The sequence below is a fragment of the Nocardia albiluteola genome, from assembly GCF_018860155.1.
GTDB classification, from domain to species: domain Bacteria; phylum Actinomycetota; class Actinomycetes; order Mycobacteriales; family Mycobacteriaceae; genus Nocardia; species Nocardia albiluteola.
Window position 1 is genome coordinate 21,711 of sequence record NZ_JAHKNI010000004.1, and the last position, 25,873, is coordinate 47,583.

32 protein-coding genes are annotated in these 25,873 nt (G+C 68.0%); 17 read left to right on the forward strand and 15 right to left on the reverse strand.

What is annotated here, in order from left to right; translation table 11 throughout:
• Nucleotides 1-149 precede the first annotated feature (149 nt).
• A complete protein-coding gene (gene acpS, locus KO481_RS13180) occupies nt 150-569 on the forward strand; it encodes a holo-ACP synthase AcpS (RefSeq protein ID WP_215917404.1) in 420 nt (139 codons plus the stop codon).
• A gap of 104 nt (nt 570-673) precedes the next feature.
• Here the strand turns inward: acpS and KO481_RS13185 are convergent, their stop codons facing one another.
• Both KO481_RS13185 and KO481_RS13190 read right to left on the reverse strand, forming a co-directional pair.
• The gene (locus tag KO481_RS13185) at nt 674-1,342 is read right to left on the reverse strand and encodes a Uma2 family endonuclease (RefSeq protein ID WP_215917405.1); all 669 of its coding nucleotides are present in this window, start codon (nt 1,340-1,342) and stop codon (nt 674-676) included.
• 39 nt (nt 1,343-1,381) lie between these two features.
• Nucleotides 1,382-2,014, reverse strand: a complete 633-nt coding sequence (locus tag KO481_RS13190; RefSeq protein WP_245400921.1) for a TetR/AcrR family transcriptional regulator — start codon at nt 2,012-2,014, stop codon at nt 1,382-1,384.
• A 246-nt stretch (nt 2,015-2,260) separates the two neighbouring features.
• Between KO481_RS13190 and KO481_RS13195 the strand changes: the two genes are divergently transcribed.
• Nucleotides 2,261-3,517, forward strand: a complete 1,257-nt coding sequence (locus KO481_RS13195; RefSeq protein ID WP_215917406.1) for a DUF7159 family protein — start codon at nt 2,261-2,263, stop codon at nt 3,515-3,517.
• A 74-nt stretch (nt 3,518-3,591) separates the two neighbouring features.
• On the opposite strand, the gene bcp is transcribed toward KO481_RS13195, so the two are convergent.
• Nucleotides 3,592-4,065: a thioredoxin-dependent thiol peroxidase gene (bcp, locus tag KO481_RS13200; protein ID WP_215917407.1), complete on the reverse strand. Its 474-nt coding sequence runs from the start codon at nt 4,063-4,065 to the stop codon at nt 3,592-3,594.
• 237 nt (nt 4,066-4,302) lie between these two features.
• On the opposite strand from bcp, the gene KO481_RS13205 reads away from it, so the two are divergent.
• Nucleotides 4,303-4,527: a DUF3618 domain-containing protein gene (locus KO481_RS13205; RefSeq protein WP_215917408.1), complete on the forward strand. Its 225-nt coding sequence runs from the start codon at nt 4,303-4,305 to the stop codon at nt 4,525-4,527.
• 114 nt (nt 4,528-4,641) lie between these two features.
• On the opposite strand, the gene KO481_RS13210 is transcribed toward KO481_RS13205, so the two are convergent.
• Together KO481_RS13210 and KO481_RS13215 are read right to left on the reverse strand one after the other, a co-directional pair.
• Nucleotides 4,642-4,953 (reverse strand): excalibur calcium-binding domain-containing protein, encoded by a 312-nt coding sequence (locus KO481_RS13210; RefSeq protein WP_215917409.1) that lies wholly within the window; start codon nt 4,951-4,953, stop codon nt 4,642-4,644.
• A 140-nt stretch (nt 4,954-5,093) separates the two neighbouring features.
• A complete protein-coding gene (locus KO481_RS13215) occupies nt 5,094-6,071 on the reverse strand; it encodes a pirin family protein (protein ID WP_215917410.1) in 978 nt (325 codons plus the stop codon).
• 60 nt (nt 6,072-6,131) lie between these two features.
• On the opposite strand from KO481_RS13215, the gene KO481_RS13220 reads away from it, so the two are divergent.
• On the forward strand, nt 6,132-6,599 hold the full coding sequence (locus KO481_RS13220) for a MarR family winged helix-turn-helix transcriptional regulator (protein WP_215917411.1): 468 nt from the start codon (nt 6,132-6,134) through the stop codon (nt 6,597-6,599).
• A 106-nt stretch (nt 6,600-6,705) separates the two neighbouring features.
• Here the strand turns inward: KO481_RS13220 and KO481_RS13225 are convergent, their stop codons facing one another.
• From KO481_RS13225 to KO481_RS13235, 3 genes are read right to left on the reverse strand one after another with little or no spacing between them, the layout of a single operon-like run.
• Nucleotides 6,706-7,041 (reverse strand): hypothetical protein, encoded by a 336-nt coding sequence (locus tag KO481_RS13225; RefSeq protein WP_215917412.1) that lies wholly within the window; start codon nt 7,039-7,041, stop codon nt 6,706-6,708.
• Nucleotides 7,042-7,054: 13 nt separating this feature from the next.
• Complete coding sequence (locus KO481_RS13230; protein WP_215917413.1) at nt 7,055-7,798, reverse strand: response regulator transcription factor; 744 nt, start codon at nt 7,796-7,798, stop codon at nt 7,055-7,057.
• Nucleotides 7,795-8,988, reverse strand: coding sequence for a sensor histidine kinase (locus tag KO481_RS13235; RefSeq protein WP_215917414.1), 1,194 nt, complete (start codon nt 8,986-8,988; stop codon nt 7,795-7,797). The genes KO481_RS13230 and KO481_RS13235 overlap by 4 nt, the downstream gene beginning before the upstream one ends.
• Nucleotides 8,989-9,327: 339 nt before the next feature.
• Here KO481_RS13235 and KO481_RS13240 point away from each other — a divergent pair, with 339 nt between their 5' ends.
• On the forward strand, nt 9,328-9,993 hold the full coding sequence (locus tag KO481_RS13240; protein WP_215917415.1) for a VC0807 family protein: 666 nt from the start codon (nt 9,328-9,330) through the stop codon (nt 9,991-9,993).
• Between the two features lie 60 nt (nt 9,994-10,053).
• On the opposite strand, the gene KO481_RS13245 is transcribed toward KO481_RS13240, so the two are convergent.
• On the reverse strand, nt 10,054-10,506 hold the full coding sequence (locus tag KO481_RS13245) for a MarR family winged helix-turn-helix transcriptional regulator (RefSeq protein ID WP_215917416.1): 453 nt from the start codon (nt 10,504-10,506) through the stop codon (nt 10,054-10,056).
• 84 nt (nt 10,507-10,590) lie between these two features.
• On the opposite strand from KO481_RS13245, the gene KO481_RS13250 reads away from it, so the two are divergent.
• The 7 genes from KO481_RS13250 (at nt 10,591) to KO481_RS13280 (ending at nt 15,875) form a co-directional block, all read left to right on the forward strand.
• On the forward strand, nt 10,591-10,965 hold the full coding sequence (locus tag KO481_RS13250) for a cupin domain-containing protein (RefSeq protein WP_215917417.1): 375 nt from the start codon (nt 10,591-10,593) through the stop codon (nt 10,963-10,965).
• Between the two features lie 304 nt (nt 10,966-11,269).
• On the forward strand, nt 11,270-12,115 hold the full coding sequence (locus KO481_RS13255) for a DUF8020 domain-containing protein (RefSeq protein WP_215917418.1): 846 nt from the start codon (nt 11,270-11,272) through the stop codon (nt 12,113-12,115).
• Nucleotides 12,116-12,315: 200 nt separating this feature from the next.
• A complete protein-coding gene (locus KO481_RS13260; protein ID WP_215917419.1) occupies nt 12,316-12,876 on the forward strand; it encodes an RNA polymerase sigma factor in 561 nt (186 codons plus the stop codon).
• Entirely contained in the window at nt 12,873-13,571 is a 699-nt protein-coding gene (locus KO481_RS13265) for a Rieske (2Fe-2S) protein (RefSeq protein ID WP_215917420.1), read from the forward strand. The genes KO481_RS13260 and KO481_RS13265 overlap by 4 nt, the downstream gene beginning before the upstream one ends.
• 122 nt (nt 13,572-13,693) lie before the next feature.
• Nucleotides 13,694-14,191, forward strand: coding sequence for a cupredoxin domain-containing protein (locus tag KO481_RS13270; protein WP_215917421.1), 498 nt, complete (start codon nt 13,694-13,696; stop codon nt 14,189-14,191).
• Between the two features lie 20 nt (nt 14,192-14,211).
• Nucleotides 14,212-15,117: a metallophosphoesterase family protein gene (locus KO481_RS13275; RefSeq protein ID WP_215917422.1), complete on the forward strand. Its 906-nt coding sequence runs from the start codon at nt 14,212-14,214 to the stop codon at nt 15,115-15,117.
• 269 nt (nt 15,118-15,386) lie between these two features.
• On the forward strand, nt 15,387-15,875 hold the full coding sequence (locus tag KO481_RS13280; protein WP_215917423.1) for a MarR family winged helix-turn-helix transcriptional regulator: 489 nt from the start codon (nt 15,387-15,389) through the stop codon (nt 15,873-15,875).
• A gap of 23 nt (nt 15,876-15,898) precedes the next feature.
• On the opposite strand, the gene KO481_RS13285 is transcribed toward KO481_RS13280, so the two are convergent.
• The 3 genes from KO481_RS13285 to KO481_RS13295 all read right to left on the reverse strand — a co-directional run bounded on the left by KO481_RS13285 (nt 15,899) and on the right by KO481_RS13295 (nt 18,025).
• On the reverse strand, nt 15,899-16,096 hold the full coding sequence (locus tag KO481_RS13285) for a ferredoxin (protein WP_215917424.1): 198 nt from the start codon (nt 16,094-16,096) through the stop codon (nt 15,899-15,901).
• Nucleotides 16,097-16,107: 11 nt separating this feature from the next.
• Nucleotides 16,108-17,307: a cytochrome P450 gene (locus KO481_RS13290; protein ID WP_245400881.1), complete on the reverse strand. Its 1,200-nt coding sequence runs from the start codon at nt 17,305-17,307 to the stop codon at nt 16,108-16,110.
• 115 nt (nt 17,308-17,422) lie between these two features.
• Nucleotides 17,423-18,025: a TetR/AcrR family transcriptional regulator gene (locus KO481_RS13295; RefSeq protein ID WP_215917425.1), complete on the reverse strand. Its 603-nt coding sequence runs from the start codon at nt 18,023-18,025 to the stop codon at nt 17,423-17,425.
• A 191-nt stretch (nt 18,026-18,216) separates the two neighbouring features.
• Here KO481_RS13295 and KO481_RS13300 point away from each other — a divergent pair, with 191 nt between their 5' ends.
• Complete coding sequence (locus tag KO481_RS13300) at nt 18,217-19,275, forward strand: alpha/beta hydrolase (protein WP_215917426.1); 1,059 nt, start codon at nt 18,217-18,219, stop codon at nt 19,273-19,275.
• A 175-nt stretch (nt 19,276-19,450) separates the two neighbouring features.
• A complete protein-coding gene (locus tag KO481_RS13305) occupies nt 19,451-20,152 on the forward strand; it encodes a cyclase family protein (protein ID WP_215917427.1) in 702 nt (233 codons plus the stop codon).
• Nucleotides 20,153-20,184: 32 nt separating this feature from the next.
• Here the strand turns inward: KO481_RS13305 and KO481_RS13310 are convergent, their stop codons facing one another.
• Nucleotides 20,185-20,769, reverse strand: a complete 585-nt coding sequence (locus tag KO481_RS13310) for a TetR/AcrR family transcriptional regulator (protein WP_215917428.1) — start codon at nt 20,767-20,769, stop codon at nt 20,185-20,187.
• Between the two features lie 96 nt (nt 20,770-20,865).
• Here KO481_RS13310 and KO481_RS13315 point away from each other — a divergent pair, with 96 nt between their 5' ends.
• A complete protein-coding gene (locus tag KO481_RS13315; protein ID WP_215917429.1) occupies nt 20,866-22,008 on the forward strand; it encodes an acyl-CoA dehydrogenase family protein in 1,143 nt (380 codons plus the stop codon).
• A 6-nt stretch (nt 22,009-22,014) separates the two neighbouring features.
• Here the strand turns inward: KO481_RS13315 and KO481_RS13320 are convergent, their stop codons facing one another.
• Nucleotides 22,015-22,179, reverse strand: coding sequence for a hypothetical protein (locus KO481_RS13320; protein WP_215917430.1), 165 nt, complete (start codon nt 22,177-22,179; stop codon nt 22,015-22,017).
• Between the two features lie 481 nt (nt 22,180-22,660).
• On the opposite strand from KO481_RS13320, the gene KO481_RS13325 reads away from it, so the two are divergent.
• A complete protein-coding gene (locus KO481_RS13325) occupies nt 22,661-23,608 on the forward strand; it encodes an AraC family transcriptional regulator (protein ID WP_215917431.1) in 948 nt (315 codons plus the stop codon).
• A 162-nt stretch (nt 23,609-23,770) separates the two neighbouring features.
• Here the strand turns inward: KO481_RS13325 and KO481_RS13330 are convergent, their stop codons facing one another.
• Nucleotides 23,771-24,208: a MarR family winged helix-turn-helix transcriptional regulator gene (locus KO481_RS13330; RefSeq protein ID WP_215917432.1), complete on the reverse strand. Its 438-nt coding sequence runs from the start codon at nt 24,206-24,208 to the stop codon at nt 23,771-23,773.
• Between the two features lie 111 nt (nt 24,209-24,319).
• On the opposite strand from KO481_RS13330, the gene KO481_RS13335 reads away from it, so the two are divergent.
• Nucleotides 24,320-25,717: an MFS transporter gene (locus KO481_RS13335; protein ID WP_215917433.1), complete on the forward strand. Its 1,398-nt coding sequence runs from the start codon at nt 24,320-24,322 to the stop codon at nt 25,715-25,717.
• Nucleotides 25,718-25,873 lie beyond the last annotated feature (156 nt).

The following is a 25,873-nucleotide window of genomic DNA, read 5'->3' on the forward strand; positions in this document are numbered from 1 at the left end:
TGGGCGGCGTCGTCGCGCATTCGCACCGCGGCCCGGCGCCGATCCCGTAGGGTCGGTGACGGGCCGCGGCCGGAACCGACCCGCAAACCATGTGTTGCTGCACCACCCCCGCATAACACATCCGTACCAAGACAAGGAGCTTGTACGCCTTGACGATCCTCGGTATCGGCCTGGATTTGGTCACCATCTCCGAATTCGCCGAACAGCTCGATCGCGCCGGAACCACCATGCTGCGCGAGAGTTTCACCGCCGGTGAGCGCCGCTACTGTCAGAGCAAGGGCACCGATCCGGCGCGCAGCTACGCCGCGCGCTGGGCGGCCAAGGAGGCGGTGCTGAAGGCGTGGGCCACCTCCCGCTTCGCCCGCAGCCCGCAGATCGGCGACAACCCCTATCCGTTGATCGAGGTCGTCAACGACGCCTGGGGCCGGCCCAGCATCAAGCTGCACGGCCTGGCAGCGGACTTCCTCCCGCGCGTTCGCGTCCATCTGTCCCTCACCCATGACGGCGATACCGCCGCCGCCATGGTGGTCCTGGAGGATCCGGGCGAGCTGGCCGACCTGATCCCCTGAGATGCTGTGACGATGGTTCCGCTCCGTCGGGCCCAGGCTCGGGGCGGGGCTAACGCGGTCTGCGTCGCGTTAGTTCCTGTCTCGCGCTTTTACCGGGGACCGGCTCAGTATGCCAGGTCGGCCCAAGGAATTTTTATCGGGAACGGGTGCATTGTTTCGATTCCCTCGTCGTCATCGAATGTCCACTCTTCGGCAAGGGCATAGTGCGCAGAACGCAACGATGTAACGCCTTCGGGAAGGGCGAGGCTGTTCGGGAACAAGCCGAAGGCGCGCACGCTGCTGATATGTCGAGGATTACGGCCGAGCTCGACCTCCCAATACCAAGGAATCTTTCCTGCTGCGTATCGAGCCTTCTTCTCGTCGATCTGTCGCGGTGTATTCGCTGGTGAGAGAACCTCGCCCACCAGGACGACATCGTCTGCGTAAATCCAGTCGAATTCATGCTCGAGGCAGCGAAACACCATGAAATCCGGTGTTACAAAGCTCGACCTGTCGAGAGTGAGAAACACGTTGGTCTCGCCCTCGGCATCCCAACAAGGGCCCAGCGATCGGCGTGTGGCTTCCCGTGCCGTTGCTTCGAGCGCAGTGTTGAAACGTCGTGAATACCGCTGGTGCTCGGAAGGACCATGTTTGGCAAGGACCTCCTCGGCGATCCATACCGGCCGCCCATCACGCAGCTCGATGTACTGCGCGATCTCCTGAGGAAGCACCTTGAGCTCTTCCCAGGTCATCGTCTCGGGAAGGTCCGGAGACGCGAGATGCGGGATCGACATGGTCCCATGCTAACCAGCCGGACCGACACCTTCCGCGTGTCAGCCCTGCGGCTCGCGCTGCCCGCCCGACCGGGATTCCTTCTCCGCGACCAGCAGATAAGCCACCATCAACCGCTTGAGTTCCCCCACCGCGTCCTCGTGCCGCAGCCCGTCCTGCACGGAGAAATTCAGCATCGAATACACCACGTGCACCAGCACCTGCGCCATCATCGAGCGGCGGCCGCGGGGGGTGCGGGGCATCAGGGGGCGCAGCATCCCCTGGACGACCTCGGCGAATTCCTTCTCGTGGATGGTGCCGGTGGCCCGGGTGGACGGGGTGGACTGCATCGCCAGCCACACCTCGCGCCGGGACGGGTCGGTCATCCACAGGTCGGCCATGTGGTCGACGAATCGGTTCATGTGCCGCAGCCAGTCCATGGACGGGATTTCGCCGTGGAAGTCCGACAGCTCCCTGGTCACCGCGACCAGATCCTGGCGGTTCAGCTCACACACGATCACGTATTTGTTGGCGAAGAACTGGTAGAGCGTGCCGATCGGTACCTCGGCGCGGGCGGCGACCTCCTCGCAGGTGAACGACTCGAATCCGACCTCTACCAACAATTCTCGCGACGCCTGGAGCAACGCGTCGAACTTGCGCTTGCTGCGTTCCTGGGTGGGGCGGCGCCGGGGCATGAGTTCCTGCGGATCGTCCTGTAACTCCAACGCGGGGTCCGGACGTCGGTTCGACCTCGTTGCCGCTCGCGCTTCCACCACGCCTATCAGGCTAGCGGTAGCGACACGCTGATGACACGCGGCTGCGCCGTCGGATACCGGTTTTGTTGCACCCGGGTACCCATCCGGACCGCAAACCGCGACGAAGACATACCGAGTAGGCGTACCTCTGCGCACATTTCACCAGCACATCGAAAGGCGTGATCTGTGGTTGCTCGATCCGTGGTGTCCTTCGGTGTTTCCACCGAACGCGGCACCGTCCACGCGGTGGCACTATCCGACGACGAGGCCAAGCTGCCGGACCGGCTGGTCATCCAGCGCACATTCCGATTCGGCGGGGGCCGGGCCAACCTACCGCGGGCGGTCGAGGCGGCCCTGGAGGCCCTGGCCGACGAGATCGGCCCGGACCGCGAGATCGCCGGGGCGGCAGTGACATACCGCGATGCGGCCGAGCGCCGCACGATCGTCACGGGCCTGGCCGAGGGCCCGTGGCGCACGGCCTCGCTGGTGTCGGCGAAGTCGTCCCATCTGGCGCTGGCCCGGGCGATGCCGTGGACGGCCGAATTCGATCATCTGCTGATGTGCGAGGCGGTGCCGGGCTATCAGTGCTTCACGCTGATCTCGCCCGAACGCGATCGGGTGGTGACGGCGATCACGGGGACCGGCTCGATGGTCAGCGAGGAGACGATGCGTCCGGCGGTCACGGCGGCCCTGGATCAGTTCGCCGCGGCCGGCGTGGAGCCCGAGGCCGTGGTGATGATCGGTTCGGCGGCAAGCGATCCGGTGGTTACGGCCGCGCTGATGTCGGGGTTCGGCGTGCCGATCATCCCGAGCAAGGTGGCCGCGGCCGCGGCGGCGGTCGGTGCCGCGCTGATCGTGCAGCCGGCGTCGGTGGATCTGTTCGAGCAGGAGCGCTCGCGGATGTCGCGGGGCGTCGGGGCCCTGGTCACGGCGGCGAGCGTGCTGGTCGGCGGCGCGGTCGCGGGCGGCATCTACGAGGCGACGGCGGGCTCGCATCCGGCCACCGCCCCGGTTGCCGACGCCCGGGCCGCGGCGCAGTCCGACCAGGTGGCGCCGGTGGAGCAGCCCGCGCCGGAGTCCGAATCCGAGGCCGACCAGGGCACACGGGTGCGGTCTCCGGCGGCGAGGGCACCGGGTCGGCGGGCGAAGGTCCCAGGCACCAGCGAACCGACCACCGTGGCGTGGGGGCCGAACGGCAGGCATTCGCACGGGCTCGAGCTGGGCAACGCGGCGTCGGACCAGGCCGCGGGCACGCGGACCTCGGGTGCATCCGGTTTGGTGGTTCCCGATCCGATGAACCCGGTGGGGCCGCTGAATCGGTCGCTGCTGTTCAAGGGCGAGTCCGCGCCGCCGCAGCTCGGCTCGCCGCAGTTCGCCGGGTGGTGGGACAACCACTGGCGGATGATGGTGCTGTGGGCCGCGGAGATGATGCCGCGCGCCTGAGCGGGAGGTGGCCCGGCCCCGTCGAAGGGGCCGGGCCGCACTGCCTTTCGGCTCGGATTACACCGCTACCCCGGCTACACCGACAGGTCGCGGCGCAGCTTGGCGACGTGGCCGGTGGCGCGCACGTTGTATTGGGCGACCGCGATCTTGCCCTCCTCGTCGACGAGGAACGTGGAGCGGATCACGCCGGTGATCTTCTTGCCGTACATCATCTTCTCGCCGAAGGCGCCCCAGACAGTGAGCACCTCGCGGTCGGGATCGGACAGCAGCGGGAAGGTGAGCTGCTCGTTGTCCCGGAATTTGGCCAGCTTGGCCGGCTTGTCCGGGGAGATGCCGACGACGTCGATGCCGGCGCCGTCCAGCTCGGCCAGGTTGTCGCGGAAGTCGCACGCCTCCTTCGTGCAGCCGGGGGTGCTGGCCGCGGGGTAGAAGTAGACGATCACCTTGCGGCCGCGGTAGTCGGCCAGGGACACCGGCTTGCCGTCGGCATCGGGGAGGGTGAAGGCGGGCGCGGTATCGCCCGGACTGAGTCGAGGGTTCTCGGTCATGCCCAGCACGGTAGCTCACCGCGCCGACATGATCGGTCAGGGTGCGCCTCGCACCGGCGGGCCCGGAGGAGGCAGCGAAGTGTAACCACGCAGGGCCCTCGGAAGCGGCGCCATCGGACACCGCGGAGGCAGCGGAGCGTAACCACGTAGGCCCCCGATCATGTCGGCATGGGTACGGCCACGGATAGACTCGTCGCCAGCCAAGGCACGCCCTACCGGACGAATTCAGGAGATAACGTGGCGAAGGATACCGAGAGCATCGAGCGGGAGATCGAAGCCGCGCGTAACCGGCTCGCGAACACACTCGACGAGCTCGCGGTTCGGGCCGACCCCCAGCGGATCGCCGACAAGACCAAGCATGCCGTGCTCGCAAAGCTCAACGAGCCCAAGGTGAAGTACAGCCTCATCGGCGCGGGGGCCGTGGTCGTCGGATTGACGCTGTACCGGATCTTCCGCCGCTGACACGGCGCGATGCCGCCTAGCGGAAAACAACGGCCCCGAAAACAGCGGCCCGAAAACACAACACCCGGTGTGGCGCAATATCGCCACACCGGGTGTTGTTTGTTCAGGGCCGGATTACCGCGTCGGGCAGGCCATTCCGGTGTTGTTGGGGTCGAGGTACGGCGCGTAGCCGGGCTCGCCCTTGAACAGCGGCGCCTTACCGGCCCTGCGGACCTCGTCGCAGTTCTTGTAGACCGGTCCGCCGACGGATCCGGTCTGAGTCAGGCTCGACGAGCCGAAGGAGCCGATGAGGTCGTCGATGCTCGACGATCCGGTACCGGCCGAACCCGAGGGGATATTGGGTGAGGCGGCGAGTGCGGAGGGGGCGAGCGGGGCGGCGATGGCCATCCCCGCGCCCACGGTCACGATGAGCCTGCGTACGTTCATGTATTCCTCGTTGTATTTTTTGTATTTGCTGCGGTTGACGGGGCGGACCAACCGGCACTCCCCACGGTGCTCGGGCCGGAACCGCCGAGTCTACTGTTCTGATGGCGTGCCCTGTTGTCAACCGCAGCCTACCGGGGCGGCTATTCTCCCAGTCTTTTCCCAGACAGGTGCACCGCCGGGATCGTGCCCATGCGCCCGGCGTTGAAATCCTCGATGGCCTCGACGATTTCGCTGCGCGTGTTCATCACGAACGGGCCGTACTGGACGACGGGTTCACGGATCGGTTGCCCGCCGAGCAACAGTGTCTCGAATGCGCCGGACGGGGTGTCCTGCCGCTCGTCGGCGGTCACGGTGATCGACTCGCCGGGTCCGAAGACCGCGAGCTGCCCCTCCCGGATCGGCACACCCTCCGCGCCCGCGGTCCCGCTGCCGGACAGCACGTAGACCATCGCCGAATACGGTTGCGGCCAAGGTGTTTCCAGCCGCCCGCCGGGCGTGATCGAGGCGTGCGCGTACACGATCGGGGTGTGGGTCGAGCCGGGCCCGTCGTGGCCGCCGAGCTCACCGGCGATGATCCGCACCAGCGCGCCGCCGTCGTGCGAGCTGACCAGCGTCAGTTCGCTCGCCCGCAGATCCTGGTAGCGCGGCGCCGACATCTTCTGTGCGCGAGGCAGATTCACCCACAGCTGGATGCCGTGGAATTCCCCGCCCGCGATGACGAGGTCCTCGGCGGGCAATTCGTCGTGCAAGATGCCGGACCCGGCGGTCATCCACTGGGTGTCGCCGGGGCCGATGGTCCCGCCGCCGTCGTTGGAGTCGTGGTGGACCATGGTGCCGTCGAGCATGTAGGTGACCGTCTCGAAGCCGCGGTGCGGATGCCACGGCGCGCCCTTGGCCTCGTAGGGCTCGTAGGCGACCGGGCCCATCTGGTCGAGCAGGATGAAGGGATCGGCCGAGCGCAGATCGACGCTCGGGAACGGGCGGCGTACCTCGAAGCCCGCGCCCTCGCGCTGGCGGTGGGCGGTGGTGACGGTGCGTACGGGGCGCTGCCGCGCGGGCTCGGCGGGGCGCGGCAGCCGGGGGAGTACCAGGATATTGTCGACGGTGATGGCTGGCATGGCGCCCTCCTCGGTGCAGTTAGTGTCCATGTCAACCAATTGCTCGCTAGGATAATTCCCATGGTGCGGTGGCTCGACGACGACGAACAGACGACCTGGCAGGCGTACATCCGGCTGCGGCAGCGGATGGACTCCGCGCTCGCGGCCGGACTGGCGGGCGACGGGGTATCGGCGCCGGACTACGAGGTGTTGGTGGCGCTGTCCCAGGCACCGGACGATCGCCTGCGCGCAAGGGATCTGGGCGCGGAGATCTGCTGGGACAAGAGCAGGCTGTCCAAGCACCTGGCCCGGATGGCCGCGCGGGGGCTGGTCGAGCGCACCCCCGCCGCCGACGACGCGCGCGGGGTCCTCGTGTGCCTGACCGCGCACGGCCGCGAGGTGCTGCAGCGCGCGGCACCCAACCATGTCGAGCTGGTGCGGCGGCTGTTCATCGATGAGATGAGCGATGAGGAGGTCAAGGCGCTGCGTTCACTGGCGGACCGGGTGAGCGCGGCCGCCGAGGAGAGGTCCGAGGTCGACCTCGGATGAATGTCGTACCCGTGCGCCCGATACCGGCCTCGGCGCGGCGCGTGGATTGCCCGGGATCGCCGGTGGGCGCGTGTCCAACGCCCGGGATCGCCGGTGGCGCTGAGTGTTACCTCCGCGCCGGGCCGTCGTCGGTCCAGGGTTTGATCGGCGGCTTCACCCACAGGATCTTCTCGTCGGTGCGATCGCGTTGCGCCGCGGGATGATTCGGATTGCGGGCGGCCCAGGCATCCTTCTCGTCCAGCAATTGCGCGGCCGCGGACCAGGTTTCGCCGGTGCTCGGGGGATTGGTGTCCGCGGCCCGGGCCAGCTTGCGCCGGGCCGGGTCCGGCATGGCCAGCAGCTCGGCCCCGGTGACGCCGCGCTGCCAGATGTAGGCCGCCAGGCGCCGCGCCTTCTCGGCGCGGCCCTTGGCCGCGAAGTCGGAATGCGCGTAATCGGGCATCTGGGGCCGTATTTCAGGGTTGTGCCAGGCCATGGCGGTAGGCGTAGCGGACGGCGTCGGCACGGTTGCGCGCGCCGATCTTGGCGAAGACGTTGTTGATGTGCGTCTTGACGGTCGTCTCCGAAATGTAGAGTGCCCCGGCGATTTCGGCGTTGGACAGGCCCTGTCCGATCAGGCCGATCACCTCCGCCTCCCGCGCGGTCAGCCCGTCCGGCCTGGGTGTCCGGGGCTTCGGCGTTGCGGGCGAGGGGTTTTCGCCCGCGGATTCGCCGTCGGAGCGGGGACCGTGAGCCGACGGAGCTTGCGGAGTCGGTGGGGTGGGTGGGCTCAGCGCGGCCACCAGCCGCTGCAGGACGGTCGCGTCGAAACTGGACTGCCCGGCGGCCGCGGCCCGGATGGCCGCGGCGATCTCGGTGCGCCCGGCATCCTTGGTGAGATATCCGCGTGCCCCCGCCCGCAGCGCGCCCGCGATGGACGCGTCGTCGGAATAGGTGGTCAGCACGATCACCCCGGTGCCCGGATGCTCGGTGGTGATCCGGCGGGTGGCCGCCACCCCGTCCAGCACCGGCATGCGCAGATCCATGAGTACGACCTCGGGGGTCAGCTCGGCCACCGCGCGCACGGCCTCCTCGCCGTTCCCGACCGCGCCGACGACCCGCACGCCGTCGACCAGACCCAGCAGCGCGACCAGGCCCTCGCGCATGACCTGCTGGTCGTCGGCGACGAGCACCCGGATCTCGGTGCCGGGCTCAGTCATTCGGGTACCTCCGCGGTCACCTGCCAATCGCGGCCGTCGCGTCCGAGTCCGGCGGACAGGGTGCCGCCGACCAACGCGATTCGCTCGCGCATTCCGGTCAGACCGTACCCGCCGCCGCCGTTCGCCGCGCGGATTGCCCCCGCGCTACTCGCACCGTCCACGATCGGGTTGCGCACCGACAGGCGCACCTTGTCCGGTGTGAAGGTCAGCGCGACCGTCACCGGCGCGCCGGGCGCATGCTTGCCCGCATTGGTCAGCGCCTCGCGCGCGGCCCGCAGCAGCGACACCACCGCCGCGGAGGGCAGCGCCCGCGCCTCGCCGTCGACCAGGCACTCCACGGTCAGCCGGTGGTCGCGGCGGTAGCTCTCGACCAGCCCGCGCACCGCCTCGGGCAGCGGCGGCACATCCTCGCGCAGGGCGGCCACCGCGCCGCGGGCCTCGATCAGGCCGTCCAGTGCCAGGCGGTGCGAGCGGCGCACGTGGGTCAGGGCGGCGGCCACATCGCCCTTCTCGCTGAGCAGGCCCTCGGCGACCTCGAGCTGCACGGTCAGCGCGCCCAGCGAATGCGCCAGCACGTCGTGCATTTCGCGGGCGATGCGGGCGCGCTCGTCCAGTGCGGCGGCGCGCGCGTGTTCCTGCTGGGCCAGGCGGGTCTGCTCGAGCAGGAGCTCGGTCTGGTACGCCCGCAGCCGGTACTGACGGCGGTAGAGCCCGGCCAGCAAGCCGATGGCCCCGGCCCCGACGGCGGTCAGGATGTGGCTCGCCGTCAGCCCGGCGAGCAGGCAGCTGACGATCAGGACCCCGGCGGTCGCGGCTGCGATCGACAGCACCACCTTGGTGCGCACCACGATCTGCTGGGCGAGCAGGCTGACGGCCACCCACAGCTGGATCACCGGGGCGCTGACGTTCGCGGGGTCGGGCCACCTGCCCGTCGAGACGGCCGAGAGCAGCGCGCAGCCGATCAGGGCGCCCGCCGCCAGCCGATGCCAGTTGCCCTCGCACAGCGCGTACAGCAGCCAGCAGGCGAACGCGGCGCCGAAGGTGATCCACAGCCACAGCGGTACCGGGTCACGGTGGTTGTACATCAGGTTGAACGCGAGCAGTACCGTCCCGATCATCCGCAGCAGCGGGCTCGTCTCCGGATCGCTGCCGAGTAGCAGCCGTGCGTTGCGCCGTAGCGTGTGCGTCATCGCGCTCCTCGTGGATGGGTGCGCCCCGTATTCTCGCCGCCAGCGCCGGGATCGCAGGCATGGAAGGTGGTCGAGCGGCCGGGACGGTGAGCCGATGGAGTTTGCGGAGTCGGTGGGCGGGGGCAGCGCTGGGGCCGGGGCAGGATCGGGTGGACCCGTCGACCCTATGCCGCGCGCGCGAGGGCGTGGAACCAACCGGCGATGGAAGTCCCGAGGTGGACATCGGGTGTCTGGACCCCCGGGTGGAGATCGGCGATTCCATCCTCGCGCCGACGCCGCGCGAGCTCGACGGAAATAGCGTTCACGGCATACCTACTTCAGCGTTCAGGGGAGCATCCGATGTCCGAAATCGCAGGCGCCGCAGCAATTCCGGTGGTGTCGCGCACCGCCCGATTTCGGTCAGCGGCGCCCATGGCAGCCAATGTCGCACTGCCGGTGGGGATTTACTACGTGCTCGTCGGGATCGGGTTCAGCAGCTTCGCCGGGTTGCTGTGGTCGACGGTGGTCTCGGCGCTGTGGGTGATCGTGCCCGCCGTGCTGCGCCGCCGGTTCGACGGCCTGTCCGCATTCGTCTTCGCGGTCAACGCCCTCGGGCTGGGGCTGGCGCTGCTGAGCGGCAGTGCGCGCGTGATGCTGGCCAAGGATCCGATCATCGATGTCGTTATCAGCGCGCTGCTGCTGGCCAGCTGCGTGTTCGGGCGACCGGCGATGTTCGGCATCTCGCGGCGCCTGCACGCGCCCGGGCCGGATTCCGCACACAGCTGGGATGCATTGTGGCGCAACAATGCCCATGTGCGCCGCGTGTTCATGATTTCGACGCTGGTGTGGACCACGGCCTTCGCGCTGGTGGCGGTGCTGCGTTTCCTGGTGATCTTCACCCTGCCGGTCTCGGTGGCGGTCGCGCTGACGAATCCGGTGGAGTACGCGGTGATCGGGGTCGTATTCGTCTGGAGCATGCGAAATCGCAAGCGGATGAACATCAATGGGCTGCTCGCGAGTCAGTGATCGCCGCATTCCGGGGCCGGGCCGCATGGTCCGGCCCTGCTCGGGTGCTCATTCCGGTATTCACCACGCCGCGGGGCGAACCCTCCCCGGGGTGACGACATGGGCCAGGGCGTTGCGCAGCGCGGTAACGGTTTCCGGGCCGAGCGCCGCGGTCCAGCGTTCCGCGAACGCGGCCAGCGCGGCGTCGGAGGCGCGGGTCGCGGCCCAGCCGCGCTCGGTGAGGGTGATCATCCGGGCGCGCGCGTCGTGCGGATGCGGATTACGTTGTGCGTAGCCCTTTTTCACCAGTTCCTCGACCAGCTGGCTGGCGGCCTGCTTGGTGACGGCGAGGTGTTCGGCGATCTCGCCGACCGTGGCGCCGTCGGGGGCCATCCGCACGAAGGCGAAACCGTGCGCTGGGCGCAGATCGGTGAAACCGGCCGCATGTACGCCGGCGTTGGCGGCGTCGGTGACCTCTGCGGCGGCCGCCAGGAGCAGCAGTGGCAGGTCCGGGGCGAGCGGGTAGGCGGGCATGGGGTGAATCTTGGCACTTGACAGATTAGTCAACAAGCTTGACTATTATGGTCAAGTAGATTGACCAATTGAAGGAGAGTTTCGATGCCCGTCATTCGTGCCGCCGAGGCCGAGGTCCATCAGATGCACAACGCCCGATTCACCTCCTACGCTCGCCCCGGCACCGGCAGTGCCGAGCTGTGCGTGTGGCGGCTGGACATTGATCCGGAGTCGCAGGGGCAGCCGCATCGCGTGCTGCGCGAGGAGGTGTTCGTACTCCTCGAGGGTGAGGTGGTGCTGACGATCGACGGTGTGGCGAATTCGCTGGGTGCGGGGGATGCCGCCATCGCGCCCGCCGGAGCGGTGATCCGTGTGGACAACCCGGGTGCGGGGCGTGCGGGAGTCCTGGTGACCGTGCCGGTCGGGTTCTGGGGTGAACTCCCGGACGGCACCCGCATCGCACCGCGCTGGGTGAGCTGAGTTCGTCCGGCGGCGGTGCGCCCCGCCGGCGCATCCGTGCGAATATTTCTTTCATTGAAACCCCTCGGGATCATCGTTCTATTTCTTTGAATAATCTCGGTGTTTCAATGAAAGAAATGCGCGATGCAATCAAAGAAATTCGGTCCCCATTGTTGGGAAAGGTTAAACTTTTCGGACACGAATCACTATTCAAATTTCACTGTTCTGAAATATTTGTGCGGCCGAATGAATCGGCAACAATCGGTGCCGCCGTGCCTTGGTATCGGGGCACCGTGGGTCAACGAAAGGTTCTAGGTCGTACCTGATGAGGAAATTTACCGCGTGCGCGGTGCTGGCGGTTGCCGCCGTCGGCATCGCCTCCGCGCCCGCATATGCCGCACCGCCCGCACCGGCGACGCCGGCCGCCCCGGCCCCGTTCTTCAAGAATATTCCGGCGTCTCAGACTGTTGTCGTCAATGGCGTGCACTATGAGCTCGACCGTGCCGCTGGTTCGGCGGTTCTGAAGGCGGCCGACGGCACCTTCGCGCGCCAGGGTGACAGCCTGACGATCGCCGATGCCAAGGGGCAGGTCGTGGACTCCGTTCCCCTGGTGTACCGCAAGGACAACACCCAATTCCCGATCAACGCGGACATCTCCGCCCATGCGGTGCGTCTGACTCCGCAGACCACGGGCGGCACTCCGGTGGCTCAGCCGATCTCGGCGGATACGCTTGCCCACCTGAGGCCGGTGTCGCAGGTCGAGCCGAAGGACCTCGACGCGAAGGCCGTCGACGAATCCTTCAGCCCGCGTGACCAGCAGGAGCTTTCGGCGTTCGGTAGCCGCGCGACGATCTCCAGCCTGGTCGGCGCCGTCGTCGGCGCACTGATCGGTGTGACGGTCGGCTGTATCGCCGGCGCCGTCGCTGTCGGCACCATCTCGGCCGCGGTCTCAGCGCTGCTGGCGGGTCTGCCGGGTGCGATTATCGGTTGCATCGCGGGTGTCGCCACTGTGGGCAGCGCCGGCGCGCTACTCGGCACCATCCTGGTCGGGGGCCCGATGATGCTGTGGTCGGCGTACCAGTACTTCAGCACCATCAACTCGCCGTGCACCACCCCGGGTGGGTTCTGCACGAACCCGCAGTTTCCGCCGGCTCCCGCTCCGAAGCGCTGATGCCGCTGTGGTGACGCCGTAACCGGTTGCGGTGATATCGATGGGCGGGCTCCCGGAAGGGGGCCCGCCCATCGCGGTATCCGAGGCCGGACCGCCGGGCTCGCCCGATGAGGTCACTGAAACCGCCACCTGTAACCCCTCTCGCTATCTACTGTTAGGCGTGGTCATGCGCTGGAGGTGGATGCGGAAGGCGGCGGCAGATGGCCGGACGGCCGGAATCCGGCGAGGATCCGCGGACCCGGGAGCTGCGCCTGGTGGCTGGTGAGACCTACCGGGACTGGGAGTCGATCTACCGTGACAACGCGACCTGGGTGTACGCGTTGATGGTGGGCAAGGTCGGCAACCGCCCGGATGCCGAGGATCTCACCGCGGAGGTGTTCACCGCGGCGCTACGGCCGCTGCGGGTGCAGGCCAGCGTGCCCGAGGTGCGGGCGTATCTGCGCGCGACCGCTCGGACCGTGCTGGCGGAGTACTGGCGGACCCGGATGGGCCGCGAAATCACCACGATAGACCCCGATTTCGCGCCGGAGCCGCCGCCCGAACCAGCGGAGCAGGAGGGTGTTCGGGCCGCGGCCCGGGCCCGCGCGCTGCTGGACGGGCTGCCCGAGCGCTATCGGCGCATCCTGGAATTACGCTTCCTGCAGGGACTTTCGGTCCGCGATTCGGCGGACGAACTGGGTGTGAGCGTCGCCAACGCCAAGGTGCTGCAGCATCGGGCCCTGCAGATGGCGGCGCAGGAGAGTGCGGGAGGTGCACGGTGACCGGTCGAGACATCCGGCGATACGTGGAGGATCTGCTGTCCGGGCGCCGTCCGCGCGGCTTCACGCCCGGCGACGAGGAGGCCGAGCAGATGCGGGTGGCGATCGCCCTGCGTGCGGCCCGGTTCGGCGCGGATGCCCCGAGCGAGGAGTTCCTGGCCGGACTGCGGCAGCGGCTGGCCGGTGAGTTCGGCGAATCCTCCCGTCCCCCTGAGGCCTCCACGCCGCCTCCGCGACGCCGGCAGGTGCTGATCGGCGGTTCGATCGCGGCCGCGGCAGCCACCGTCGGCGGCGTCGTCGACCATGCCCTGACGTCCGGGGGGCACGGGCCCGCGACCCCGTCGCAGGCGCAGCAGACGCTGGTGCCCAGGAACGGGGCGTGGCGGCCGGTGGCCGCCGCCGCGGACGTGCCCGAGGGTGCCACCATCGCCTTCGATGCGGGCACCGTCAGCGGATTCGTGCACCGCCGCGACGGAATCCCCTACGCGCTCTCGGGCATCTGTACCCATCAGGGCTGCAAGCTGTGGCTGGACGGTCCGGCCGACCGCCTGCGGTGCCCCTGTCACTCCACCTCCTTCGGTATCGACGGCGCGGTGCGCACGCATCAGCTCCCCATCGCCCCCGCGCCGCTGCCGCGGTTGGAGATACGTGAAATCAACGGCACGATAGAGGTTTTCGTGCCCGCGGAATCGGCCTGAGTCGCCCTGTGTAACCCGGGCCCGTATCTCCTAGTGACAGCGTTTCGCGACGAGGCGGACGCTCACCGTCGACCGGTGCCCGCAGCGGTGCGGGTGTCTTCGTCCCACGATGGAGAACTCGGATGAGACAATTCGCGAACAACCGGCGGGTCCTGGTGGCCGGCCTCGGCGCGATCGCGCTGGTGGCCGCCCTGGGCGCCTGCGGATCGAGTGCCACCGGCCCTGCCGCGGAATCCACACTGGCCTTCCCCGCGGGCACGGCGACACCGGGCTTCGTGCCGAACGGCAATGCCGCGCCGCTGCTTCCGGCCTCGGGCATGCCCAGCATGCCGGGAGCGCCCACCGCGACAACGGCTTCCGCGCCCGTCACGGGTACCGCGGTGGCGATCCAAAGCTTCGCCTTCGCGCCCGCCACCTTGTCGGTGAAGGTGGGCACGACGGTCACCTGGACCAATCGCGACGAGGAGCCGCATACCGTCAGCGCGCAGAACGGTAGCTTCCACTCGCCCGGAATGGGCACGGGCGCAACCTATTCCTTCACCTTCACCCGCGCGGGCAGCGTCGACTACGTGTGCACGATTCATCCGTTCATGCACGGCACCGTGGTGGTGACGCCGTGAACGAGAAGGATCCCCAGACGATGACACGACGCCAATTGATCAGGCATTCGGCCTGGTTCGGCGCGGCGGTGGGCCTGGCCGTGGTCGGCGGCGAGGTCGTGTCCCAGGTCGCCGGTGCGCCGGAGGCGATTGCCGCCCCGCGCCCGGATCTGCGGTTCGCCCAGATCAGCGACAGCCATATCGGTTTCCAGGGCACGGCCAACGCGGACGTTGCCGCCACCTTCACCGAGGCTATCGGGCAGGTCAACGCCCTGGGCTACCAACCCGATTTCGTCATCCACACCGGCGATCTCACGCATCTGGCCACGCCCGCGCAGTTCGACCAGGTGTATCAGATGCTGAACGGGCTGCACACTCCACACGTGTTCACCGTTCCGGGAGAACACGATTCGACCGATGACGGCGGGCAGAGGTATCGCTCGGTCTTCGGCAAGGGCACTCGCGGCGACGGCTGGTACAGCTTCGACATCGCCGGGGTCCATCTGATCGCCCTGGTGAACACGCTGAATCTGCGGAACCTCGGGCATCTCGGCCCGGACCAGCTGGATTTCGTCCGCAAGGATGTGGCCGGCCTGTCCCCGGACACGCCGATCGTGGTATTCAGCCACATCCCGCTGTTCGCCATGTATCCGCAATGGGGCTGGGGCACCGACGATGCCGCGCAGGTGCTGAGCTATCTGCGCCGGTTCTCCTCGGTCACGTGCCTCAACGGTCATGTGCACCAGCTGTTCACCAAGACCGACGGCAACATCACCTTCTACAGCGGCACCACCACGGCCTATCCGCTGCCGAATCCCGGCGCCGGACCCGCACCCAAACCGGTGACGCTCCCGTCCGGGAAACTTCATGCGGCCCTGGGGATTCGGGAGGTGACGTTCCAGCGGGGGCAGCATGCCCTGGCGGTCAAGGACGAGCGCCTGGCCTGAGCCTTCCCGCCGCCGGTCCATCACCCGGGAACCCGCAAACCGCGGAGGGGGTTACGACCGTAGCGTGCCGCAACGTCCTGGGCTGAGAAGGACAGGCACGAGGGGGCTGGACCGGCATCCGCATGCCCGAGTGAGTCTGGAGGCCGGGTGGCGATGCGACCCTGTCGGATCGAGGTGCGGATTCGGAGCGGGCGGCCAGCCGGGTGCGATGCCGCCCGCCGCGAACAGGCAGGATGGTGGTGCCCGGTATCGGCGACGAAGGGTTTGCTATGCAACACAGCGGCGGGGTGGCGGTCGAATCCGCCGACGAGATCACCGATGCCCTGCTGACGGCCTCGCGGCTGCTGGTGGCGCTGTCGGCGCGCTCGCTGGCCCAGGTCGACGAGTCGATCACCATCGCCCAGTTCCGGACGATGATGATCCTGTCCTCCCGCGGCCCGGTCAAGGTCGCCGAGCTGGCCGCGATCCTGAATGTGCAGCCCTCTACCGCGACCCGGATGGTCGACCGCCTGGTGGCCGCCGAGCTGATCGACCGCCGGCCCAACCCGAATTCCCGCCGCGAACTGATCCTCGAGCTGACCGCGCGCGGCCGCGAGATCGTCGACGCGGTCACTGCCCGCCGCCGTGAGGAGATCGCCGCCGTGGTCGCGAAGATGCCCGAGGCCGACCGCCACGGGCTGGTGCATGCCTTGACCGCGTTCACCGCGGCCGGCGGGGAGTTGCCCACCGCTCTCGAGGCCGAGGGATATCAGGTCTAGCGCGGCCCGGGAGCGTCGAGGGGCTACTTCTCGTCCAACTCGATGGCCAGCGCCGGGCACACCCGGGCGGCCTCGCGCACGGAATCATGGAGTGCGACAGGCGGTTCGGCCTGTAGCAGCAGTACGATTCCGTCCTCGTCCCGCTGGTCGAAGATGTCCGGAGCGAGCATGACGCACTGCCCGGATCCGATGCATTTGTCCTGATCCACAACAACTTTCATGGCCGAGCTCCTTACCAGGTGACGGGAAGCGAGTGGACGCCGTACACGACCATCTCGTGTTTGAACGACACGTCTTCGAACGGAATCGCCAGCGCCAGTTCGGGTATCCGCCGGTACAGCGTGCCGTAGACGACGTGCAGTTCCATCCGAGCCAAGGGCTGGCCGAGGCACTGATGCACGCCGTACCCGAAGGCCACATGATGGCGAGCCCGGCGGTGGATGTCGAGGCGGTCCGGATCCGGAAACGCGGTGGCGTCGCGGTTTCCGGCGTCGTTGGCCAGGATGATGCCCTCGCCAGCCCGGATCGTGTGCCCACCGACCTCGACATCTTCGGTGGCTACCCGGCGCCGGCCGGTGTGCACGATGGTGAGATACCGCAGCAGTTCCTCGACCGCGTTGGTGATCAGCGCCGGGTCGTCGGTCTCGCGCAGCTCCGCGAGCTGATCCGGGTGCTGGAGCAGCGCCAGGGTGCCCAGCCCGATCATGTTCGCGGTCGTCTCGTGCCCTGCGACCAGCATCAGCAGCGACATGTCCGCGACCTCGGCGGCGGTCAGCTCGCCGGCCGCGAGTTGCTCGGAGACCAGGTGGCCCATCATGTCGTCGGTCGGCGACTGCTGTTTGGCCGCAACGAGATCCGACAGGTACGAGCGCAGTTGATCGGTGGCCTCGATCGCCTCCTCGACGGGGGTGGTGGTGTCGATGAGCTTGCGGCTGCACGACTGGAAGAATTCGTGGTCGGCGTACGGCACGCCGAGCAGTTCGCAGATCACCAGCGAGGGCACGGGTAGAGCGAATGCGGTGACGAGGTCGGTCGGCCTGGGCCCGGCGAGCATGTCGTCGATCAGTCCGTCGACGATCTGCTGCACTCGCGGGCGCATCGCGGTGATCCGCTTGACCATGAAATTCCGGGTGAGCATCATGCGCAGCCGGGCGTGCTCGGGATCGTCCATCGCGATGAACGAGCGAAAGCTGCGGCGCCGCTGGGCGATCGAGGCGGACTGGAGCGGATATCCCGGCGTGAGCGCGTCGGCGCTGAATCGCGGGTCGGCCAGCACGGCCCGCTGTTCCTCGTAGCCGGTGACCAGCCAGGGCGTGTCGCCGTTCCAGATCCGCACCCGGTCGACCCGGTCGCGTTCGCGCAGCGGCGGGGGTGGATCGAACGGGCACTTCGCGGCCCGGGACATGGGGAAGGTGGATAGGGATTCGGTCATCGGGGACCCCCAAAAGTTACCAAACGAATGTTTACTAACTTGGTCAGGATAATCAATCCGGTTCTGTTGAGCAATGATTCGTGACGCGTGCACGATCCCTGGCGGGCCGGACCGGTCAGTCGACGACCAGGGAGACGAGCTCGTCCACGAACGCCATGATCTGCTCGTCCTGGTCCTCGCCGCCGCTGGTGTGCTGCAAGGCGACTCGTCCGTGCACGCCGACGAAGACGATCACCGCGGCCCGGCTCGGTGGTACCCGCATCCGGATCCCCTCTCGTTCACCGCGTTCCAGCAGATCGATGATGCTCCGCACGATGTCCGCCAGCGGGCCCGTGGGCCGGGACGGAGTGGGACGGAGCTTGATGATGAGCCGGTAGTGGCCCGGATTCTCCAGTGCGAAAAGGCAGTACGCCTTCATTCGCGCCCGGACCCGATCCAGGATCGCCTCGGGCGGATACTGCGCGTCGGCCTCGGCCATCGCAGCGGCCAGCTGCGCGTAGATATGGGCGATGAGGCCTTGTACCAGCGCGGATTTGTCGCTGAAATGCTGATAGATGCTGGCGGGGGAGATGCCCGCGGCCCGGGCCACCCCGCGGATCGTCAGGCCCTGCTCGCCGTCCAGCTCGGACAGCAGCCGCGCGGCGGCGCGCAGAATCTCCGCTCGCAACCGCTCGCCCTGACCCCAGGGATTGCGTACGCGCGGTGAGGTTTCAGCCACGCGTTGCAGCGTAGCCGCCGGTGAACTGGCCCCGCCCCATACCGGCGTGCGGCCCCGCCCGATGGCGAGGCGGGGCCGCCGACGGTGATGGCGCCCACGTCCGCCGCGTCGATCTAGAACGTGTTCCTTCCCATGGGTGAAGAACGCGCCACTCATCGATTTCACTGTGAGGCATGCAAGATGGGTCCGACATGTCCGCACGGCACAGACCGGCATGGCGGGTCGTCGGCGAGATTGCCGCGGTGGCAGGGGCGTTGATGCTGGTGGCGGGGGTGTCCGCGGCGGCGCCGCCGACCTCCGGCCCGGATTTGAGCTCGAACGGGTATCAGGCTCCCGCCGACAACGGCGCCGGCCTGACCGCGCGGCCGGTCATCACGAAAATCGAGTCGATCACCGATCGATGGCTGCGGGTGTTCGTGGCCTCGCCGTCGATGAAGCGGGTGGTGCAGGTCCAGGTGCTGCTGCCCGCGCACCGCGATCGCCCGCGGCCGACGCTGTACATGCTCGACGGGCGTGGCGCCCCGGAGAACGAGAGCAGCTGGACCGAACACGGGCATGTTGTGCAGTTCTTCGCCGACAAGAACGTCAACGTCGTGCTGACCACGGGCGGGCCCGCCAACCTGTACACCGACTGGCAACGCCGCGATCCGGTGCTGGGCACCAACAAATGGGAGACCTTCCTCACGCGCGAGTTACCGCCGCTGATCGATGCCCGTTTCGAGGGCAACGGCCGCGACGCCATCGAGGGGGTGTCGATGGGCGGTGAGGCCACGATGATGCTCGCGGTCCGTAACCCGGGCCGGTATCGGGCGGTCGCCGCGCACAGCGGGTGCTACAGCGTCGCCCCCGGCCCCGGTCAAGATCAGGCCCGCGCGATTGTGGAGACCTACCACGGCAACCCCGACAACATGTTCGGCAAGCCCGGCGACCCCGACTGGCTCGCCCACGACGTCATGACCCATGCCGCCGCGCTGCGGGGCACCGCGGTCTACCTGTCCGCGGGCAGCGGGATCCCCGGCGAGCACGACGTGCCGGGACAGGCCAACCTGCCCGACGACATCACAGTCGGTGGCCCCCTGGAGGCCGGCGCCTATGCCTGCGCCGCGGCCCTGGGTCATCGGCTCGAGCGACTGGGGATCCCGGCGACGGTGCACCTGCGCTCCACCGGCACCCACTCCTGGCCGTACTGGGCCGAGGAGCTGGCTCGTTCCTGGCCGTTGATCGCCCACGCACTCGACACCGGCAACTGAATGAACAGCGCCAGCCCGCCGGAGTCGCTTTCGGGTGCGGCTGGCGTTCGGTGTTCCTGATCAATGTGCCCGTGCCGACCCCGGTGGCGGGTGCGGCATGGCGGTCACTGCCGTCCGTGCGAGCGCTGCCACGCCTACATTTGTGCACAGGACTCACAGGGGAGGTTGGCCAGGCATGACATTCTCGTCGGTGCGCATCCTGTCGCACCCGCTTTCGGTGCACCGGGTCTCGGTATTTCCCGGCGATCCGCGCCCGTCCGTCGAGACCGTGTGCACACTCGATGAGCACGGCTTCTATCTGCAGGCCGTCGAGGTCGGAGAACACACCGGCACCCATTGGGGAGCCCCCGCACACTTCAACGCCGGGGAGGCCGCGGCCGATGAACTTGACGGCGCGGACTTCATCCTTCCCGGCGTGCGGATCGACATCGCGCACGATGCGGCCCGCGACCCCGATTACGCGGTGACCGTGCGAGACCTGCGGGACTGGCAGGATCGCCACGGGCCGCTGCCCGCGCAAGCCGCGGTGCTGCTGCACACCGGCTGGGACAAGTACTGGGGCACAGACGATTTCGTCAATGCAGACGACCATGGAACGCCGCATCACCCGGGCTTCTCGCCCGAATCGGTGCGATGGTTGCTCGACCACGGTGTCCTGGGCCGCCGCGGCGCCCTGGGCACCGACGCCTTCAGCCCCGACGTCGGGCTGGACGAGACATTCGCCGTCTCGAAAATGCTCTACCGCGAGCACCGCCTGAGCCTGGAAATCCTGGCGAATCTCGGCGAGCTGCCCGCCCGGGATTTCACCGTGGTCGTGGGCGGATTCATCACCGAAAACGGTTCGGGCTCACCGGCATCGATCTATGCCATCACCTGACTCGGGGCCTGCGTGTCTTCGACTCGGCGGCGCTAGGCACTGATTCCCGCCGTGAGGATGGCCGCGAGTTCCCGGTAGGCGTCGGCGTCGTCCAGACCCGTGTGGGTGCGTACGGTGCCGCGCTGGATGCGAACCATCATCGCGGCGGCCAGGTCCGCGGTGAACGCGGCGTGGACGTCGCGGAATTCGCCGGCCTCGACGCCCTCGTGGATGAGTTCCTGCACGCGTTCGGCCGCGATGCTGGTGTTCCGCTCGTAGATCTCGCGGGCGGGGGCGAACGCGTGCAGGTCGAACATGAACCGGTCGGAGGCGGGGGACAGCGCGGCCCCGACCGCAGAGAGGTAGGCGGCCACGCGCTCCCGGGCGCCGGTGACCGGCGTGATGGCGGCCTCGACATCCTCGGTCGCGCCGCGGAAGAAGTGCACGGTCGCCGCGCGGACCAGCTGTTCCTTACTGCCGGCGAGGGTGTAGAGCGTGGACTTGGAGCAGTGCAGCCGGGCGGCGATCTCGTCGAGGGTCAGCTGCGCGAACCCCTCGGTGAGAAACAGCGCTACCAGGGCGTCGAAGAGTTCGGTGCGTCGGCGGGTGGTGAAGCCGGCGCGGGCGGGCTGGTCCATGCCATCGCATAGTACTGAAGTACCCCTTGCAGTACTATCGGCCTGACAGTACTCTGCAAGGTAATTCAGTACTCTTACTAGTAGTCGAGGTGACGCGTGGCCGTCGAACGCCTGCTGCCCAGTGACGAGGCGCACGACCTGATCCAGCTCACCCGCGAGATCGCCGACAAGGTGCTCGCGGGTCCGGTGGCCGACGAGCACGAGCGTGCGGAGACCTACCCCGAGGGTGTGTTCGCCACGCTGGGCGCGGCGGGGCTGCTGAGCCTGCCGTATCCGGAGCAGTGGGGCGGCGGCGGTCAGCCGTACGAGGTGTATCTGCAGGTGCTCGAGGAGATCGCCGCGCGGTGGGCCGCGGTGGCCGTCGCGGTGAGCGTGCACAGCCTCTCGTGTCATCCGCTGCTGGCATTCGGCACCGAGGAACAGAAGCAGCGGTGGCTGCCGGACATGTTGGGCGGCAGTCAGATCGGCGCCTACAGCCTGTCCGAGGCGCAGGCCGGGTCCGACGCCGCCGCGGTCGCCTGCGCGGCGACCCCGGTCGAGGACGGCTACCGGATCAACGGCACCAAGGCGTGGATCACGCACGGGGGCCGGGCCGATTTCTACAATCTGTTTGCGCGCACCGGCGAAGGGACGCGCGGCATTTCGTGCTTCCTCGTGCCGAAGGACACCGAGGGGCTGAGCTTCGGCAAGCCCGAGCGGAAGATGGGGCTGGCCGCGATCCCGACCACGACCGCCCACTACGACGACGCGTTCCTACCGAGTGAGCGCCGGATCGGCGCGGAGGGCCAGGGCCTGCACATCGCCCTGAGCGCACTGGATTCCGGGCGCCTCGGCATCGCCGCGGTCGCGACCGGTCTCGCGCAGGCGGCCCTGGACGAGGCCGTGGCCTACGCGAAGGAGCGCACGGCGTTCGGCAAGCCGATCGTCGAACACCAGGGCCTGGGATTCCTGCTCGCGGACATGGCGGCGGCGGTCGACTCGGCGCGCGCGACCTACGTGGATGCCGCGCGTCGCCGCGATGCGGGGCTGGAGTATTCACGGCAGGCCAGCGTGGCCAAGCTCGTCGCCACCGATGCCGCGATGCGGGTGACCACCGATGCGGTCCAGGTGTTCGGCGGCTACGGATACACCCGCGATTTCCGGGTCGAGCGCTATATGCGCGAGGCCAAGATCACCCAGATCTTCGAGGGCACCAACCAGATTCAGCGCCTGGTCATCGCTCGTTCGCTGGCACGGTGAGGCCGCCTACGCCGAATGCTGAGTGAGCGAGGCGAATTCGGCGATCCGTTCCCCGGCATCGGCGGCCGCGGAGACCGTGTCTGCGCCGCCTGCGATTCCGGCCCGCAGGATCCGATCGGGCACGGCAGCCGGGTCGTCGTCAATCGCAGCGTGCCGGCGGGGAACACTCACCGTGCGACCAGAGGAAATCGCACCCGGACGGGGCGACTGCACAGCCCCCGTGCCGGCGCGTTGCAAAGATTGATTTATCGCGTCGCAGATTCCCTTCTTCTATCGGATGTTTCTCGGTCTTCCCCTCCTACTTTCAGACCGAGAAATCTATTTTCAATAATTCCAGCAGAGGGTCCATCCCTTACTTGTCTCAAGCTGGAAGCTTGTCTCGCACAATAGGCGCCGCCGCCGCCGGGTCTCTACCGTTTTCCTGCCCACTCGCGGTCACTTTCTGCCCGCCACGAACGCCGCACCCGCAACCGGCAGCCCGGCCTGGATCTTTCGTGCGCCTGGTGCAGCTGCAGTGGCGGTCGGGACGGGTCACCGTGGAGTGATCGACCACACTGCCGAGTTGCCCGTCGTCACGACTCGGCGCCTGCCGCTTCCCTTGTAAGCTTGTAGTCGGTTTGTACCTTGTGGCGGTGCGCGAAAGGGTGTCGGTGTGACCGATGCGGAATACCGGAAAGAAGCCTTCTCGACCGACGATGAGGACCCGGCGGCGTCGTGGGATGAATACCTCCGTCACCGGCAGGGAACGGTAGGGCTGAGGTTCCGCGCCGACGAGTTCAGCTCCACAGCGTTTGCCCAGAACGTCGGCCAATTCCAGATCGTCGAGTTCACCACTGCCACGCTCGACTACCGGCGCTCGCAACGCAATGTGCGAGCCGACGGCGATAACAGCTATCGCCTCTTCGTCCCGCTGCAAGGGCATTTCAAGCTCGAACAAGGCGATTCCAGGGAAATCTTCCACCCTGGCAAAGTCGGCTTTTTCCATTGGGGCCGCCCGGTGTGGATGACGCACGACGAGACTATCAGCGCGTTGATCATGACCGTCCCCGAAAGGTCGATCGATCCCGCACGCGCTGCGGCTGCCCCGCTCGCGCTGGATGAGAAGCGTCCCCTGGTACACGCGCTGGAGACGCAGGTTCGATTGCTTGCCGAGGCCGAGGGCTGGACGGCAGCAGATTTCAGCGTCGCATTTTCCAGCGCGCTCACGCTGCTCGATGGGGCACTCAACCTCTCCCCAGCTATCAAATCCGGCAAGCGCGCGACAGACGCTGAACGCGCACGGCTTCTGATCAAAATTCACGCGAACGATCCCCGGGTGAATCCGGAGACCATCGCCACGATGTTGGGCATCGGCGAGCGAACACTGTACAAAGTGCTGAAGAGTGCCGGGTACCCGTCGCCGGGTGCGATGCTGCGCACGATCCGCATCGAGCGCGCACATCGGCGATTGTCCACTGCGCTGCCGGTCGACATGGACAGGATCGCTTTCGAGGAAGGATTTCCCAGCACACGCAGGTTCCGAGAAGCCTATCGAGAGCACTACGGGCAGACCCCGGCCCGGATGCGCGAACAGCTATTCGGCGCACGCACCGCGGGATAGCCCGGCACGCCCTGCTGCCACCGTCAGGTGGTTACCGCCTCGGGCAGGTAGGACATGGCCTTGTTGCACGCGTCGACAAGGGTGCCGGTCTGGTGTCCCTGTAGCCACCAGGTCACCGCGATCCGCAGACGACGGTGGGCGGCGGCCGCCCGGACGCGAATGTCAGTGGCTGCGGGCGGTTTTGAGCTCCTCGGCGAGTGCCTCCATCGCGGGCAGTGCCCGCAGCAGCTGCTCGGCAGTCTGTCGGGGGAGGTGTTCGACGCATTCGGACACCGTTCGGGTGCGCAGCGTGCGGATGTGTTCGTTCACCGTGGTGCCGTCGGGGGTGATCTCGACCCGGGCCGCCCGCAGATCGCTCGGGTCGGGGAGCCGGCGAATCAGGCCGTCCTCGTCCAGCTTTCGGACCACGCGCGACACCATGGTTGGATGGAGGCCCTCCAATTCGGCCAGTTCGGCCAGTCCGAGCGGCCCGCGGTGGGCGATCAGGCCGAGCACCGAGGCCTGGGTCGGCGTCAGTCCCTCTCCCGTCGCGGTCGCGTTGAACTGCCGGGCCAGCCGGATGATCACCACGCGAAGTCGCGCCATGTCCTCGGAGTCCACTGCTCCCACCTTCGTCGTCCTCGCACGTTCGGGTAATTGTGACGCAGGAGCCCTCGGGCGTTGAGAACCCGGGTATTGATTGCCTGCCAGCAAGCAATTAACTTGGTAACAATGGGTTCGCTCGATATCACCGCTTCGGATTCCGTTCTCGCTCGTCCGCTTCCGCGCCGCGGCCTGGTCTTCGGCATCGTGTCGATGGCCCTGCTGATGGCCTCGGTGGATGCGAACATCGTGGCTACGGCGCTGCCGGCCCTCCAGCACGACCTGCGCGCGCCGGTGAACTGGGCCGGGTGGACGATCACCATCTACGCGCTGGGGCAGGCGCTGATCATGCCGATCGCCGGGCGGATCAGCGACCAGTTCGGCCGCAAGAAGGTGTTCGTCGGTGCGGCCGTTCTGTTTACGGTGGCATCGCTGGCCTGCGGTTTCGTCGACAATATCGCGCTGCTGGTGGCGCTGCGGGCGATCCAGTCGGTCGGCGGCGGTGCCTTCATGCCCTCGGCGACCGGGATTGTCGCGGACAACTTCGGCCGCGGGCGGGACCGCGCGCTCGGCATGTTCACCAGCATCCTGCCGATCGGCGGGATCATCGGGCCCATGTTCGGCGGATTTTTCGTCACGTACTGGTCCTGGCGCGGCATCTTCCTGGTCAACGTGCCGATCGGGATCGTGCTGATCGTGCTGGCGGTCGTCTTCCTCCCCGCCGGGGCGCCGCGCTCGGCCGAGCGGATCGACGTGCGCGGGGTGGCGCTGCTGGGCGCGATGGTGCTGTCGGGCATGTTCGCGATCGCCTACCTGGGCAGCGGGGAGGTGCCGGTCTACAGCCCGGTCTTCCTGCTCGGCGCGGCGATCGCGGTCGTCGCGGGGGTGGCGTTCGTGCGGCACGCCAAGCACGGCGACAACCCGTTCATCCCGATCGAGCTGCTGCGCGGGCGCGGCTTCGGCGTGATGAACCTGATCAACCTGTGTTTCGGGGCCGCCGCGATCGGTTTCGGCGCCCTGGTCCCGCTCTATGCCGAACAGCGGTTCGGCATCTCGTCACTGCACGCCGGCACCCTGCTCACCGCGCGTGCGGTCGGCTCGATCGGCGTGGCCGCGCTGGCAGTGCTCGCGCTGCGGCGCACCGGGCACCGATTGCCCATGGCGGTCGGATTCACCGTCACCGCGGTGGGTCTCGCGGCGATGTACGCCACCCTGGGCGGTGTGTCCCCGTATGTCTGGATGTCGATCGCGGCCGGCGTCACCGGCGTCGGCATGGGCATGACCGTGCCCGCCACGAACAACGCGAGCCTGCAACTCGCGCCCGACCGCGCGGCGTCGATCGCCGGCCTGCGCGGCATGTTCCGTCAGGGCGGCGCGATCACCGCCATCTCGGTCACCACCGCCATCCTGGCCCGCAGCCACGACGCCGGTGCCGTCCAGGCCGACATCTTCCTGGCCTTCGCGATCCTGCTGATCCTGGTGCTACCGCTGCTGCTATTGGTCCCCGACCACCACGGAAGCTGGTAGTCGCTGCGGCTCAATCGGTTTCACCGCGGGGCAGCTGTGCCCAGAGTCGCGTGGCGGTGAATCCTTTTCGGGGTCGAGACGCTCTTATGGTGGTGACTATCCAATCGAGACTTCAGGACGGCAGTCGCCCGGTCTTGTACACAGCGCGGCGGGGCG